This is a genomic window from Parahaliea mediterranea, assembly GCF_017255185.1.
Classification (GTDB): domain Bacteria; phylum Pseudomonadota; class Gammaproteobacteria; order Pseudomonadales; family Halieaceae; genus JAFKCZ01.
Window position 1 is genome coordinate 34742 of the sequence record NZ_JAFKCZ010000017.1, and the last position, 14887, is coordinate 49628.

At 67.9% G+C, this 14887-nt stretch carries 13 protein-coding genes; all 13 read left to right on the top strand.

Translation table 11 applies throughout. The annotated features are described in order from the left end of the window. Positions 1-19 precede the first annotated feature (19 nt). The 13 genes from leuB (at position 20) to JYP50_RS18885 (ending at position 14848) form a co-directional block, all read left to right on the top strand. Entirely contained in the window at positions 20-1099 is a 1080-nt protein-coding gene (leuB, locus tag JYP50_RS18825) for a 3-isopropylmalate dehydrogenase (RefSeq protein WP_206562111.1), read from the top strand. Positions 1100-1156: 57 nt separating this feature from the next. Then, the gene (locus tag JYP50_RS18830) at positions 1157-2182 is read left to right on the top strand and encodes an aspartate-semialdehyde dehydrogenase (RefSeq protein ID WP_206562112.1); all 1026 of its coding nucleotides are present in this window, start codon (positions 1157-1159) and stop codon (positions 2180-2182) included. 238 nt (positions 2183-2420) lie between these two features. Beyond that, complete coding sequence (locus JYP50_RS18835) at positions 2421-4829, top strand: FimV/HubP family polar landmark protein (protein ID WP_206562113.1); 2409 nt, start codon at positions 2421-2423, stop codon at positions 4827-4829. Next, positions 4822-5667, top strand: a complete 846-nt coding sequence (gene truA / locus JYP50_RS18840; protein WP_206562114.1) for a tRNA pseudouridine(38-40) synthase TruA — start codon at positions 4822-4824, stop codon at positions 5665-5667. Before JYP50_RS18835 ends, truA begins: the two co-directional genes overlap by 8 nt. Positions 5668-5755: 88 nt before the next feature. Then, positions 5756-6400: a phosphoribosylanthranilate isomerase gene (locus JYP50_RS18845; RefSeq protein WP_206562115.1), complete on the top strand. Its 645-nt coding sequence runs from the start codon at positions 5756-5758 to the stop codon at positions 6398-6400. Next, a complete protein-coding gene (gene trpB / locus JYP50_RS18850; protein WP_206562116.1) occupies positions 6397-7608 on the top strand; it encodes a tryptophan synthase subunit beta in 1212 nt (403 codons plus the stop codon). Before JYP50_RS18845 ends, trpB begins: the two co-directional genes overlap by 4 nt. 10 nt (positions 7609-7618) lie before the next feature. Beyond that, entirely contained in the window at positions 7619-8440 is an 822-nt protein-coding gene (gene trpA, locus JYP50_RS18855; RefSeq protein WP_206562117.1) for a tryptophan synthase subunit alpha, read from the top strand. A 47-nt stretch (positions 8441-8487) separates the two neighbouring features. Then, on the top strand, positions 8488-9447 hold the full coding sequence (gene accD, locus JYP50_RS18860; protein ID WP_206562118.1) for an acetyl-CoA carboxylase, carboxyltransferase subunit beta: 960 nt from the start codon (positions 8488-8490) through the stop codon (positions 9445-9447). Next, entirely contained in the window at positions 9440-10732 is a 1293-nt protein-coding gene (gene folC / locus JYP50_RS18865) for a bifunctional tetrahydrofolate synthase/dihydrofolate synthase (RefSeq protein WP_206562119.1), read from the top strand. The genes accD and folC overlap by 8 nt, the downstream gene beginning before the upstream one ends. Beyond that, positions 10729-11433, top strand: coding sequence for an SPOR domain-containing protein (locus tag JYP50_RS22195; protein WP_206562120.1), 705 nt, complete (start codon positions 10729-10731; stop codon positions 11431-11433). The genes folC and JYP50_RS22195 overlap by 4 nt, the downstream gene beginning before the upstream one ends. A gap of 100 nt (positions 11434-11533) precedes the next feature. After that, a complete protein-coding gene (locus JYP50_RS18875; RefSeq protein ID WP_206562121.1) occupies positions 11534-12061 on the top strand; it encodes a CvpA family protein in 528 nt (175 codons plus the stop codon). 43 nt (positions 12062-12104) lie between these two features. After that, positions 12105-13628 carry an amidophosphoribosyltransferase gene (gene purF, locus JYP50_RS18880; protein WP_206562122.1) on the top strand — a complete coding sequence of 508 codons (1524 nt, stop codon included), beginning with the start codon at positions 12105-12107 and terminating at the stop codon, positions 13626-13628. Between the two features lie 20 nt (positions 13629-13648). Continuing rightward, complete coding sequence (locus tag JYP50_RS18885; protein ID WP_206562123.1) at positions 13649-14848, top strand: O-succinylhomoserine sulfhydrylase; 1200 nt, start codon at positions 13649-13651, stop codon at positions 14846-14848. Positions 14849-14887: the final 39 nt, after the last annotated feature.

Below are 14887 nucleotides of genomic sequence, written 5' to 3' on the forward strand. Positions count from 1 at the left end.
TGAAAGAAGAGGTAATAACGTGAGCAAGAAAATCCTGATTCTCCCCGGCGACCACATCGGCCCGGAAATCATGGCCGAGGCGGTGCGGGTGCTGGAGCACGTCAATGCCCGTTTCGACCTGGATCTGGAGCTCGAGCACGCCCTGGTGGGCGGCGCCGCCCTCGACGCCGTGGGCACCCCCCTGCCCGACGACACCCTGGCCAAGGCGCGGGCATCCGACGCCATCCTGCTGGGCGCCGTGGGCGGGCCGGAGTGGGACAATGTCGAGCGCCACCTGCGTCCCGAGAGAGGCCTGCTGGGGCTGCGCTCCGAGCTGGAGCTGTTCGGCAACCTGCGCCCGGCGCTGCTGTACCCGCAGCTGGCCGCGGCCTCCAGCCTCAAGCCGGAACTGGTCGCCGGCCTCGATATCCTGATCGTGCGCGAACTCACCGGCGGTATCTATTTTGGCGAGCCGCGCGGCATCCGCACCCTGGAAAACGGCGAACGCCAGGGTTTCAATACCTATGTGTACAGCGAGTCCGAGATCCGTCGCATCGGGCACCTGGCCTTTGGCCTGGCGCGGGCGCGGGGCAAGCGCGTATGCTCGGTGGACAAGGCCAATGTGCTCGATGTCACCGTGCTGTGGCGCGAGGTGATGACCGAGGTGGCGAAGGACTACCCGGACGTGGAGCTGTCACACATGTACGTGGACAACGCCGCCATGCAGCTGGTGCGCGCACCGAAGCAGTTCGACGTGCTGGTCACCGGCAACATGTTCGGCGATATTCTGTCCGACGCCGCGGCCATGCTTACCGGTTCCATCGGCATGCTGCCCTCGGCATCGCTGGACAGCAGCGGCCGCGGCATGTACGAGCCCTGTCACGGCTCGGCGCCGGACATCGCCGGGCAGGGCGTGGCCAATCCCTTGGCCACCATCCTGTCAGTGGCGATGATGCTGCGCTACACTCTGGACAAGCCCGAGGCCGCGGCCGCGATCGAGGCCGCGGTGAGCGCGGTGCTGGACCGGGGACTGCGCACCGCCGATATCCGTGCCGAGGCCGAGACCCCGGTGTCCACCTCGCAAATGGGCGAGGCCGTGTTGCAGGCCCTGGCGGGCTGAGGCGGCCCGCCGGCAACTCCATCCGAACATTCACTACTGTTAAACGGAACACACGCAATGGCAGACGCATATGACGTAGCCGTCGTCGGCGCCACTGGCGCCGTCGGCGAGACCATGATCGAGATTCTCGAGCAGCGGGATTTCCCGGTGCGCAATCTCTACCCGCTGGCCTCCAGCCGCTCGGCGGGCAAGACCATCAAGTTCAAGGGCAAGTCGGTCACTGTCACCGACCTGGCGGAGTTCGATTTCAGCAAGGCCCAGATCGGCCTGTTCTCCGCCGGCGGCAGCATCTCCGCCGAATACGCGCCGAAGGCGGGCGCGGCGGGTTGCGTGGTGATCGACAATACCTCCCACTTCCGTCGCGACGAAGATATTCCCCTGGTGGTGCCGGAGGTGAATATCGAGGCGCTGGCGGGCTACACCAAGCGCAATATCATCGCCAACCCCAATTGCTCCACCATCCAGATGCTGGTGGCGCTGAAGCCGATCTACGACGCCGTGGGCATCGAGCGAATCAATGTGGCCACCTACCAGGCCGTGTCCGGCACCGGCAAGGAGGCTATCGAGGAGCTCGCCGGCCAGACCGCGCGGCTGCTCAATGGCCAGGAGGCCGAGTGCGAGGTCTACCCCAAGCAGATCGCTTTCAACGCGCTGCCCCATATCGATACTTTCCAGGACAACGGCTATACCCGGGAAGAAATGAAAATGGTGTGGGAGACCCAGAAGATCTTCGGCGACGCCAGCATCAAGGTGAACCCGACCTGCGTGCGTATCCCGGTGTTCTACGGTCACTCGGAGGCGGTGCACATCGAGACCGCGGAAAAACTATCGGCGGAGCAGGCGCGCGAGCTGATGCGCAACGCGCCCGGCGTGACCCTGATGGACGAGCGCGCCGACGGCGGCTATCCCACCGCCGTGACCGAGGCTACCGGCAAGGATCCGGTGTTCGTCGGCCGTATTCGCGAGGACATTTCCCATCCGCGCGGCCTCGACATGTGGATCGTGGCCGACAACGTGCGCAAGGGCGCCGCCCTCAATAGTGTGCAAATTGCCGAGTGCTTGATCGGCACTTATCTTGATTAATACCAGGCAACTGGACATACTTGGAGCCTCCCGGGCGCCATGCAAAGGCCTGAAAAGTCCTTTGTGACGCGCCCCGGGTGGCCGCTGCGGCATCAGCTGACAAACCCGGGGCGATATGGGGTTGGGAAGCTGGGACGTTGGAAAGTAACGAGTGCCGCAGTGGTAAGCGCCGTGACAGCGGTTTTATCAGGGGAGGCCGGCTTGAACCAAGCAGGTGCACAATAATAAGGCGTGGGTTATGGCTAGTAAGCGTAAGTTAGCGGCGGCGTTGTTGTCCCTGGGGTGCTTGCAGGCGAGTTCGGTTTGGGCCCTCGGCCTGGGCGAGCTGACCCTGGAGACGTTTCTCAACGAACCACTGCGAGCGGAAGTCGAGCTGCTCAATACCGGCGGCTTGCACGAGGACCAGATCCGCGTGCGCCTGGCCACCACCGAGGATTTCGATCGCCTGGGCGTGGACCGCGCCTACTTCCTCACCGGCATCAAGTTCGAAGTGCGGGTGGACGACAACGGCCGCGGACGCATTGTCCTGACCTCCGACGACCCGGTGCTTGAGCCCTACCTGGATTTGATCATCGAGACCCGCTGGCCGTCCGGCCGCCTGCTGCGGGAATATACGGTACTGGTCGATCCGCCGGCTTTTGACGAGAGCGCCGAGGTGGTCTCGGCCAGCGAGCGGGTAGAGGCCGTCGAGGGCATTCCCGCGCCGGCAAAAAAAAAGACTGAGCCCGAGGTCGCCACCGGCACCCGGGTAGGGGTCGGTGAAAAGTCCGGCCTGGCGCCGGGGGCGATGCCCGAGCGCCAATTCAGCGCGGGTACCGCGCAGGCGCCCACCCCGGGCAGCCAGTACATGATCCGGCGTGATCAGACCCTGTGGCAGATCGCCCAGGCAGCGGCCCCCGAAGGCGTCTCGGTGCACCAGGCCATGCTGGATATCCAGCGCCTGAACCCGGACGCTTTTATTGGCGGCAACATCAACCGCATCAAGGCCGGTTACATCATCTATCTGCCCGCCGCCGACGAGATCCGTTCCGGTGACCTGGCGGAGGCGCTCGCCGAGGTAAGGCAGCAAAACGAGGACTGGCGGGCGGGGCGCGCCTCCGCGACCCCGGCTTCCGCGGGTCCGTCCCTGCGTATTTCCGCCGCCGCGCCGGAGAGCGAGCCGGCGTCCGGCGCCGACCGCGATGCCGCGGCGGCCCGCGAGCCGGCGGCGAGCGCCGCGGCGCTGGAAGACCTGGAGCGCGCCGAGCTGGAAAACAGCGAGTTGCAGACGCGCCTGGATGCCCTCGCCGAGCAGGTGCAGACCCTGGAAAACATTGTCTCGGTCAAGGACGCGCAGATCGCGTCCCTGCAGGCGGCCCTGCGCGAGGCGGGCGCCGGCGGTGTCGCGCCGGACGCGGGCGGGGAGGCCACAGGTGCTTCGCCCGCCGGCGCCGAGCCCGCGCCCGAGGCGGGGCAAGACAAGGCGCCTGAGAAGGCGCTTGAGAAGGCACCGGAGATTGCTCCGCAGAAGGCGCCGGACAAACCCGGCGACACCGCCGCCCCGGCTCCGGCGGCCCCGGCGAAGCCCGCCGCCAGGCCGGCGCCGGAGGCTGACACGGCTTGGGCTGGCAATCTCCTGTATCCGGCCATCGCGGTATTGCTGGCCCTGCTGGGTGGCCTGTTCTTCTGGCGCCGTCGCCAGGCGCAGGAGGCGGAGTCGGAAGAGGAAGAGTACGACGTGTTCGCGGGCGTCGAGCTGCGGGACCAGGACCTGCAGGTGGACGAGCAGCAGGATGCCGCCCGGGCGGAGGACGCGCCGCGGGCCGCGCCGGAAGAGGCGACTGACCTGCCGGAGTCCGTGTCCCCGGGTGATGTCCGGCCGCCCGCCGGCAGCCGTGGCTATGGCGAGGGCAAGCACGACCAGTACGCCTCCGACGTCGATACCGGCGACGCCCTGGCCGAGGCCGACATCTATATCGCCTACGGGCGCTACCCGCAGGCCATCGAACTGCTGCGCACCGCCACGGCCGCCGAGCCGGGCAATCCCGAGTACCGTCTCAAGCTGGTGGAGTTGTTCGCCCAGGTTGGTCGCCAGCAGGAGGCCGAGGAACAACTGCAGGCGCTGCGCGAAATTGGCGATACCGCCATGGTGGCCCGGGGCGAGGAAGTGCTGTCGGGTCTCGGTGACAGCGGCGGCGATATTGACACCGGCGCGCTCGCAGACAGCTTCGCCGACGACGGCGACGATGGCGAGCCGGCCTTCAGCGCGCCGACGGTGGGCAATCCCGCGGGCGCCAACGAGGCGCCGGTGCTCCGCGATACCGCGCCGGAGGATCTCGAGATCGCGCCCGACTTTGACGATAGCGAGGTCGCCGCGGACGATTTCAGCGAGCTGGAAATCGAGGGGGACGGCTTCGAGGACCTCGATGACGAGCTGGATCTCAGCAGGGATTTCGAGGCCGCCGCCGGCGGCGTGTTGGACGATGATGACGAGGACCTGGTGTTCGCGACCGAGGGCAACCAGATGTCCACCAAGCTGGACCTGGCCCGGGCCTATATCGACATGGGCGACGAGGAAGGCGCCCGGCAGATTCTCGAAGAGGTTTCCCTCGAGGGCAGCGAGGAACAGCAGCAGGAAGCCCAGGCGCTGATGGCACGGCTTGGCTGATACATCTTTCCCCCGCCCGCTCGCCCCCGAACCGCTGGCCGCCGGCGCGCGGGTGGCCTGCCGGATCGAGTACGACGGCGGCCACTACAGTGGCTGGCAGGCGCAGCCCCACCTCGAGGTAGCCACGGTTCAGCAGACCCTGGAGGCCGCCCTCGGCCGGGTGGCGAACACCGAGGTGCGGGTGCACTGTGCCGGCCGCACCGATACCGGCGTTCACGGTTTCGCCCAGGTGGTGCACTTCGACCCCCCGGTTGCCCGCAGCCCCAAGGCCTGGGTGCTTGGCACCAACGCCAATTTGCCCCATGACGTGAGGGTGCACTGGGCGCAGGCGGTGCCGGAGGATTTTCACGCGCGTTTCAGCGCGCTCGCCCGACGCTACCGATACATCATCGCCAATACCCCGGTGCGGCCGGCCCATCTCGCGGGGCAGGTGACCTGGCAGCGCCGGCCCCTGGACGCCGACCTGATGCATCGCGAGGCGCAGTGCCTGCTGGGCGAGCGGGATTTCAGCGCCTTTCGCGCGGCGGCCTGCCAGTCCACCAGCCCCAACCGCAACGTGCACGCCATCACCGTGACCCGGCGGGGTTCGCTGGTGGTGATCGATATCCGCGCCAACGCCTTCCTGCACCACATGGTGCGCAACATCGCCGGCAGCCTGATGGCGGTCGGCAGCGGGCGGCAGTCCGCCGGCTGGTTGGCGGCGCTGCTGGCCGGGCGCGATCGCACCCTGGCCGCCGATACCGCGCCGCCCGACGGCCTGTACCTGGTGGACGTGAGCTATCCGCGGCGTTTCGAGTTGCCGGAAACGCCCGCGGGACCGCTGTTGCTCGAGGGCTGAGGCAGGGGCCGGGTAAAGACACCGGCGGCCTCACTCTGCTATGATGCGGGGCTTTTTCGAGGTACCGCGCCGAGGCGCCCAACCGTTCGTGTTGCACACCCGTATCAAAATCTGCGGCATTACCCGGCCCGAGGACGCGGTGCACGCCGCCGCCCGCGGCGCCGACGCCCTGGGGCTGGTTTTTTATGCCAGGAGCCCCCGCGCCGTTAGCCTGGAACAGGCGGCGGAGATCGCCGCCAGCGTACCGCCCCTGGTACAGCTCGTGGCCCTGTTCGTGGACGAGACGCCGGAGCAGGTGGCGCGCACGTTGGCGCGGGTGCCGGTGCATACGCTGCAGTTTCACGGCGACGAGAGCGCGGCCTATTGCGAGCAGTTTTCCCGCCCCTATCTCAAGGCGGTACGGGTGCGCGAGGGCATGGACCTGGCGGCGGCCTGCGCTCCCTACACCAGCGCCGCCGGCATCCTGCTGGACAGCTGGCAGGCGGGCGTGCCCGGCGGCACCGGCCGGGTGTTCGACTGGCGGCAGGTGGGCGGCGGGTTTAACAGGCCGCTTGTACTGGCCGGCGGTCTCAATGCCGGCAACGTGGGGGAGGGCATGGCCCTGCTGCGTCCCGCGGCGGTCGATGTCAGCGGCGGGGTGGAGAGTGAACCCGGGCGCAAGGACCCGGGCGAAGTCGCCCGGTTTATCGCGGCGGTGCGCGCCGCGGACGAACAGCTAGGTAGTGAGATATGACGAGCGAAATTGACTTTGGTACGGTACCGGATGCCGAGGGCCGATTCGGCGCCTACGGCGGCAAATTTGTCGCCGAGACCCTGATGTCCGCCCTGGCGGAGCTGGAGAGCCTGTATCGCAAGCTGTCGGCGGATCCGGCTTTTCAGCGCGAGCTGGACGAGGATCTGCGGCACTACGTGGGCCGGCCCTCGCCGCTGTACGAGGCCCGGCGCTGGTCCGACGAAATTGGCGGCGCGCGCATCCACTTGAAGCGCGAGGACCTCAACCACACCGGCGCCCACAAGGTGAACAACACCATCGGCCAGGCCCTGCTGGCCAAGCACATGGGCAAGACCCGGGTGATCGCCGAGACCGGCGCCGGCCAGCACGGCGTGGCCACCGCCACCATCGCCGCGCGCCTGGGCCTGGAGTGCCATGTGTTCATGGGCGAGGAGGACGTGCGCCGGCAGGCCCTGAACGTCTACCGCATGAAACTGCTGGGCGCCGAGGTCATTCCGGTCACCTCCGGGTCGAAGACCCTGAAGGATGCGATGAACGAGGCCATGCGCGACTGGGTAACCCACGTCGACGATACTTTTTACATCATCGGCACCGTGGCGGGTCCGCACCCCTACCCGGAGCTGGTGCGTGATTTCCAGTGTGTGATCGGCCGCGAGGCCCGCGAACAATGCCTGGCGCAAATCGGTTGCCTGCCCGACGCGCTGGTGGCCTGTGTCGGCGGCGGCTCCAATGCCATAGGCCTGTTCCATCCCTTCCTCAAGGACGAAGGCGTGGCCATGTACGGGGTGGAGGCCGGCGGTCGCGGTGTCGACACACACGAGCACGCGGCGCCGCTTACCGCCGGCAGTCCCGGGGTGTTGCACGGCAACCGCACCTACCTGATGCAGGACGACAACGGCCAGATCATGCACACCCACTCCATATCCGCCGGCCTCGATTATCCCGGCGTGGGGCCGGAGCACGCCTGGCTCAAGGATATCGGCCGGGTGAACTACGTGGTGGCCACCGACGACGAGGCACTGGCGGCCTTCCACACGCTGACCCGGGTCGAGGGCATCATGCCCGCCCTGGAGAGCAGCCACGCCCTGGCCTACGCGGCGAAGCTCGCCGCCGGCATGCGCCCCGACCAGCACATCGTGGTCAATCTGTCGGGCCGTGGTGACAAGGATATTCATACCGTCGCCGAAATCGACGGCATTCAGTTTTAGGGGGAGTGCGGTGAGCCGTATAGCGGAACGTTTTCAACAACTGGCCGGGCAGGGGCGCAAGGCACTGGTGCCCTACATGGTGGCCGGGGATCCCTCGCTGGAGCTGACGGTGCCGTTGATGCACGCGCTGGTCGACGCCGGCGCCGATATCCTAGAGCTCGGGGTGCCGTTCTCCGACCCCATGTCCGAGGGCCCCACCATCCAGCTGGCGCACGAGCGCGCGCTGGCCAACGGCGCCCGGCTGCGGGACGCGCTGGACATGGTGCGTGAGTTTCGCCAGCGCGACGCCGATACCCCGGTGCTGCTGATGGGCTACGCCAACCCGGTGGAGCGCATGGGCTACGCCGCGTTTGCCGACGCCGCCAGCGCCGCCGGTGTCGACGCCCTGCTGACCGTGGATATTCCCCCCGAGGAAGTGGCGCAGGTCAATGCCGAGCTACGCCGGGTGGGCATGGACAACATTTTCCTCATCGCGCCAACCACGCCCGACGAGCGCATGGCATTGATCGCCTCCCAGGCCAGCGGTTTTATTTACTACGTGGCGGTGAAGGGGGTGACCGGTGCCGGCAACCTCGATACCGCCGACGTGGCGGACCACCTGGCCCGCATTCGCGAGCACACCGGGTTGCCCCTGGCGGTGGGTTTCGGCATCAAGGACGCGGCCTCGGCCGCCGCTATCGCCACTGTCGCCGACGGCGTGGTGGTGGGCAGTGCCCTGGTGCAGCGTGTCGCCGACGCGGCCGCGGAGGGCGCCGACAACAGCGGCCTGCTCGCCCGCGCGGGTGAACTGGTGGCGGAAATCCGCCGGGGAATCGACGCAACGCCTTCCTAGGTGCCGTCGCCGACGTTTATAATGCCCGCAACGAAGCGGGAGATACCATGAGCTGGATTGACAAGATTCTACCTTCCGGGGTGCGCAAGCCGGACGGCGAGCGCCGTTCCAACGTGCCCGAGGGTCTGTGGAAAAAATGCGTCAAGTGCGACGCGGTTCTCTATCGCCCCGATCTGGAGCGCAACGACGACGTCTGCCCCAAGTGCGATCACCATATGCGCATTGGCGCCCGCCGGCGGCTGGACATTTTCCTCGACCCCGAGGGGCGGGAGGAAATCTTCGCTGATATCGAGCCGGTGGACCGCCTCAAGTTCAAGGACAAGCGACGCTACCGCGACCGCCTGTCCGCGGCGCAGAAAGCCACCGGCGAGAAAGACGCCCTGGTCGCCATGCGCGGCACCCTGCAGGACATGCCGGTTATCGCCCTGGCCTTCGAGTTTGCCTTCCACGGCGGCTCCATGGGCTATGTGGTGGGTGAGAAGTTCACCCGCGCGGCGCAACGGGCGCTGGAGGAGGGCATCCCGCTGGTGTGCTTTTCCGCCTCGGGCGGCGCGCGCATGCAGGAGGCCCTGATCTCGCTGATGCAGATGGCCAAGACCTCGGCGGTTATCGAGCGCATGAAGCAGGCGGGCGTGCCCTATATCTCGGTGATGACGGACCCCATCTACGGTGGCGTTTCCGCCTCCCTGGCCCTGCTTGGCGACGTCAACGTCGCCGAGCCGGACGCCCGCGCCGGCTTTGCCGGGCCCAATATCATCGAGCAGACCATTCGCCAGAAGCTGCCCAAGGGCTTCCAGCGCAGCGAGTTCCTGCTCGAACATGGCGCCATCGATATGATCGTTCACCGCAACGACATGCGCGACACCATCGGCCGCCTGCTGGCCAAGTTCACCGCGCACCCCGCTGTCGGGGAAGTGGTCGAGGAGGTGATCGAGGAGGAGGAAAGCGAGGTCGTCGACCCGAGCACCCAAGATACCGAGGCGGAGCCCTTATCGGGCGATGAGTGACACCGGCCTCGCGGCCTGGCTGCAACGCCTCGAGGCATTGCATCCCACGGAAATCGAACTCGGGCTGACGCGGGTGCGGGCGGTCGCGCAGCGCCTGGAGCTGCTGCCGGTGGCGGTGCCGACGGTCACGATCGCCGGCACCAACGGCAAGGGCTCCACGGCCGCGGCACTGGAGGCCTTGCTGCTGGCCGCGGGGCGCCGCCCCGGCGTTTACACCTCGCCCCACCTGCTGCGTTACAACGAACGGATTCGCGTGGCGGGGGTCGAGGCCGACGACACCGATATCGTCCGCGCCTTTGAGCAGATCGACGCCGCCCGCGGCGAGATTTCCCTGACCTATTTCGAGTTCGCGACCCTGGCGGCGCTGTGGATATTCCGCGCGCGGGGGGCGGACGTGCTGGTCCTCGAGGTGGGTCTGGGCGGGCGCCTCGACGCGGTCAATATCGTCGATGCCTCGGTGGCCGTGATCACCAGCATCGCCCTCGACCACCAGGGTTGGCTGGGGGATACGCGCGACGCCATCGCCCGGGAGAAAGCCGGCATCCTGCGCCGCGATCGCCCCGCGGTGATCGCCGAGCCCGAGCCCCCGGCGGCCCTGGGGGAGGCGGTGGCCGACAGCGGCGCCCGGGGCCTGTTCCTGGGGCGCGATTTCCACTGTGCGGTGGACGGTGGCCACTGGCGGGCGCGGCTGCGCGCCGCCGGAAAGCGCGGCGGGGAGTTTGTCCTGCCGCCCGTGCCCGTGGGTGGCGTGGTGCCGGCCAATCTCTGCGCCGCCCTGCAGGCCCTGGTGCTGCTCGGTGAGTCGCCGGCGGAGCTGGACCTGCTGGCGGTGCTCGGCGATGTGCGGCCCCCGGGGCGGCGCCAGCGCCGCCGGGTGGCGGGCAGGGACTACCTGCTGGATGTGGCCCACAACCCGCAGTCAGTTGACATGCTGCTTGAATATTTGTCACTAAGCCCTTGCCAGGGAAGGACTATTGCGCTGTTTTCGGCCATGGAAGACAAGGATATCCGTGCTATGATTCGCCCAGCCACCGGGGTCTTTGATGCCTGGTTCCTGGCGGACCAGCCCGACAACCCGCGCGCCGCGAAAGCGGCGGATATCGCCGCCATGCTGCGCGAGGCGGGGGAGTCGATGATCAGCGTCAGCAGGAACCCGCGCCAGGCCCTGCGCCGCGCCCAGAGCATCATGGCCGGGGAGGACCGGCTGGTGGTATTTGGCTCCTTTTTCACGGTGGCGGCGGTGTTGCCGGCTCTCGACAGGGAACTCGACAGGGGTAAGCGGTGAACGACGTGCTCAAGCAGCGCCTGGTCGGCGCGTTGATCCTGGTGGCGCTGGGCGTGGTGTTCTGGCCCATTATCTTTGTCGAGCCCGAAACCGGCCGCGGCGGTGTCGAGGCCCGTATCCCCCCCCGTCCCGACGTCGATACCACGCCGCTGTCGCCTCCGGACAGGGTGGGGTTGCGCGGATCGCCGCCGCTGGAAGCGGCGCCCGACGATGGCGCCGCGCGGCAGCCTGTCGATGAGATAGCGGGCGGGGACGGGGAGCCGTCGGCCCGGGCGCCGGTGGCGGAGACCCCGGCGCAACAGCCCGATGCCGATGCAGCGGAGCCCGCGGCGGAGCCCGCCGCGCCCGTCGCGCGCCCCGAGCCCGCCGGGGCCGGCGACCCCAACGACACCGCGGCGGCGGTGGCGCGACGCACCCGCGACGAGCCCCCGGCGCAGCCGAAGCTCGACGCCCAGGGCGTGCCGGTGGCGTGGATGCTGCAGGTGATCAGCGTCAGCCGCAAGGACCGCGCCGAGCAGACCCGCGACGCGCTGGGTAAAATGGGCTACAAGGCCTATATCAAGCCCGCCCGGGTGGAGGGCAAGACCGTGTACCGGGTCTATGTGGGGCCCAAGTTTGAGCGCGCCAGGCTGGACGCGATCAAGGCCGAGGTAGACCGGGAGTTCGGCGTGAATTCCATGGTGCGGCGCTATCTGCCATGAATCCGGTGCGCGGGAAGTGGCTCGATCGCCGTCGCGGTTCAGCGTCACCGGCCGCTCTGTTAGAATGCGCCCGCGCACGGCGCATGGGTAGGTTGACGAATTGAATTGGACTCTCTTGACCTGGGTGGACTGGGCGATCCTCGCCGTGGTCGGCCTGTCCACCTTGGTCAGCCTGTGGCGCGGCTTTACCCGCGAGGCGCTGTCGTTGCTCGGCTGGGTGGCCGCCTTTGTCGCCGCCAACCTGTTCGCCAGCGAGGTGGCCTCGGGGCTGGCCGGCGTCATCGGCAATATCACCGCCCGCTATATCGCGGCCTGGTTGCTGGTGTTTATCGGCGTGTTGCTGGTGGTGGGCCTGGCGGGCATGGTGATGTCGCAGCTGGTGCGGGCCACGGGCCTGGGGCCCACCGACCGCCTGTTGGGCACGCTGTTCGGTTTCACCCGCGGCGTGGTCATCGTCATGGTGCTGGTGTTTTTGATCCGCGAGCTGTTGCCGCCGCGGGACCAGGCCTGGTTGCACCAGGCGCAGCTGATGCCCCACGTGGACGCGCTCATGGACTGGGCCCAGGGCGCGCTCGCGCGTTTCGATACCGATAGCCTGTCGGCGATGGCCCCCGGCTCGTCGGTGTAAGTACAACCCCGCGATGTTTGCATCGCAGCGAGGATATTGAATCATGTGTGGTCTGGTTGGACTGGTCGGCAAGGGCAATGTCGCCCCCGATATTTACGACGCCTTGACGGTGCTGCAGCACCGGGGGCAGGACGCCGCGGGGATCATGACCTGCAGCGAGGGCCGCTTCCACCAGCGCAAGCGCGAGGGGCTGGTGCGGGACGTGTTCCAGCAGCACCACATGCAGCGCCTGCAGGGGCCGATCGGCATCGGTCACGTGCGCTACCCCACGGCGGGCAGTTCCGGCACCGCCCTGGCGCAACCCTTCTACGTCAACTCGCCCTACGGCATCGCCCTGGCGCACAACGGCAACCTGACCAACTCCGAGCAGTTGGCCAGGGAGTTGTTCCAGGACGACCTGCGCCACCTGAACACCGATTCCGATTCCGAGGTGCTGCTGAACATCTTCGCCCACGAGATGCAGACCCTGGGCAAACTCAACCCCACCGCCGAGGACGTATTCCAGTCGGTGGAGGCGGTACACCGGCGCTGTCGCGGCGGCTACGCGGCGGTGGCCATGATCGTCGATTACGGCGTGGTGGGCTTTCGCGATCCCCACGGCATCCGCCCGCTGGTGGTGGGCAAGCGCGAGACCGAAGCCGGTGACGAGTTCATGGTGGCCTCCGAGAGCGTGGCCCTGGATGTCCTGGGTTTCCGCATGATCGACGATGTGGCGCCGGGCGAGGCCATCTTCATCGACCGCGACGGGCGCCTGCACCGGCGCCAGTGCGCGCAGGAACCCCACCTGCGGCCCTGTATCTTCGAACACGTGTACTTCGCCCGGCCGGACTCGATGATGGACGGCATCTCGGTGTACAAGACGCGCATGCGCCAGGGCGAGTCCCTGGCGCGCAAGGTGCTTCGCGAGCGCCCCGAACACGACATCGACGTGGTGATCCCGATCCCCGACACCAGCCGCATCGCCGCCCAGTCCATGGCCCACGAACTCGGACTCAAGTTCCGCGAGGGCTTCATGAAGAACCGCTATATCGGCCGCACCTTCATCATGCCCGGCCAGAGCCAGCGCAAGAAATCCGTGCGCCAGAAACTGAACCCGGTGCCGCTGGAGTTCGAGGGCAAGAATGTGCTGCTGGTGGACGACTCCATCGTGCGCGGCACCACCTGCCGGCAGATTATCCAGATGGCCCGGGACGCGGGCGCGAACAAGGTGTATTTCGCCTCGGCCGCCCCCCCCGTGCGCTACCCCAACGTGTACGGTATCGACATGCCCTCCGCCACGGAGTTGATCGCCCACAATCGCAGCGTGGAGGAGGTCTGCGAGCAGATTGGCGCGGACTGGCTGGTGTACCAGGACCTGGAAGACCTCGTGGCCTGTTCCCGGGAGGGCAACGAGCACGCCGAGGGCTTCGATTGCAGCGTGTTTGACGGCCAGTATATTACCGGCGACGTGGATCAGGCCTACCTGGAGCGCATCGAGTCGCTGCGCAACGACGAGGCCCAGAGCCGCGAGCGCGCCCGCCAGCAGGCGGAGGGCGCCGTGGTGGGCCTGCACAACGATGTCTCCTGATGCCCGGGGAGGGGACTGAGATGGCGGACGATCGACAAACCGACCCGCTCGCCGGCGCCCACCTGGATACCCTGGCGGTGCGCGCGGGCATCGCGCGCACCCACGAGGGCGAGCACGCCGAGCCGATTTTCACCACCTCCAGCTACGTGTTCGGCTCCGCCGCAGAGGCCGCCGCGCGTTTCGCCGGCGACAGCCCGGGCAACGTGTACTCGCGCTACACCAATCCCACGGTACGCGGCTTCGAGCAGCGCATCGCCGCCCTCGAGGGGGCGGAGGCCGCGGTGGGCACCGCTTCGGGCATGGCCGCCATTCTCAGCTGCGCGATGGCGCTGCTCAAGTCCGGCGACCACGTGGTCTGCTCGCGCAATGTGTTCGGCACCACCACCAACCTGTTCGGCAAGTACTTGGCGCGCTTCGGCGTCGAGGTCACTTTCGTGCCCCTGCTGGCCGTGGACGAATGGCGCCGCGCCATCGGGCCCCGGACCGCCATGCTGTTCATGGAGACGCCGTCCAATCCGCTGTGCGAGGTGGCGGACCTGTCGACCTTCGCGCAGATGGCGCGGGACGCCGGCGCGCTGCTGGTGGTGGACAACTGCTTCTGCACGCCTGCGCTGCAACAGCCGCTGGCCCACGGCGCCGATATCGTGGTGCACTCGGCCACCAAGTACCTGGACGGCCAGGGCCGCTGCGTCGGTGGCGCGGCGGTGGGGCGCGCGGAGCACATGGAGGAGTTGGTCACTTTCCTGCGCACCTGCGGCCCGACCATGAGCCCCTTCAACGCCTGGGTCTTCCTCAAGGGCCTGGAAACCCTGCGCCTGCGCATGGAGGCCCACAGCCGCTCGGCGCTGGAACTGGCGCGCTGGCTGCGGGAGCAGGACGCGGTGGAAAAGGTGTACTACGCGGGGCTGGAAGACCACCCCGGTCACGCCCTGGCGGCGCGCCAGCAGTCGGCCTACGGCGGGGTGCTGTCCTTCGAGGTGCGCGGTGGTCGCGAGGCCGCCTGGCGTTGCATCGACGCCACGCGGATCCTGTCGCTGACCGCCAACCTGGGCGACGCCAAGTCCACCATCGTGCACCCCGCGACCACCACCCACGGGCGCCTGAGCGCGCCGGAGCGCGCCGAGGCGGGGATTCGCGATTCGCTGATTCGCGTGGCGGTGGGGCTGGAACACGTGGACGATATCAAGGCGGACCTGCAGCGGGGGTTCGCGCTCATATAACAAGCCGGGGGCCTGGCAACAGGCAACGAAACCCGGGGG

Bases quoted from the DNA above. Each gene is read 5' to 3' on its own strand.
- folC (WP_206562119.1), top strand. From the start codon at position 9,440: ATGAGTGACACCGGCCTCGCGGCCTGGCTGCAACGCCTCGAGGCATTG.
- purF (WP_206562122.1), top strand. From the start codon at position 12,105: ATGTGTGGTCTGGTTGGACTGGTCGGCAAGGGCAATGTCGCCCCCGAT.
- trpB (WP_206562116.1), top strand. From the start codon at position 6,397: ATGACGAGCGAAATTGACTTTGGTACGGTACCGGATGCCGAGGGCCGA.
- JYP50_RS18835 (WP_206562113.1), top strand. From the start codon at position 2,421: ATGGCTAGTAAGCGTAAGTTAGCGGCGGCGTTGTTGTCCCTGGGGTGC.
- accD (WP_206562118.1), top strand. From the start codon at position 8,488: ATGAGCTGGATTGACAAGATTCTACCTTCCGGGGTGCGCAAGCCGGAC.
- JYP50_RS18830 (WP_206562112.1), top strand. From the start codon at position 1,157: ATGGCAGACGCATATGACGTAGCCGTCGTCGGCGCCACTGGCGCCGTC.
- JYP50_RS18885 (WP_206562123.1), top strand. From the start codon at position 13,649: ATGGCGGACGATCGACAAACCGACCCGCTCGCCGGCGCCCACCTGGAT.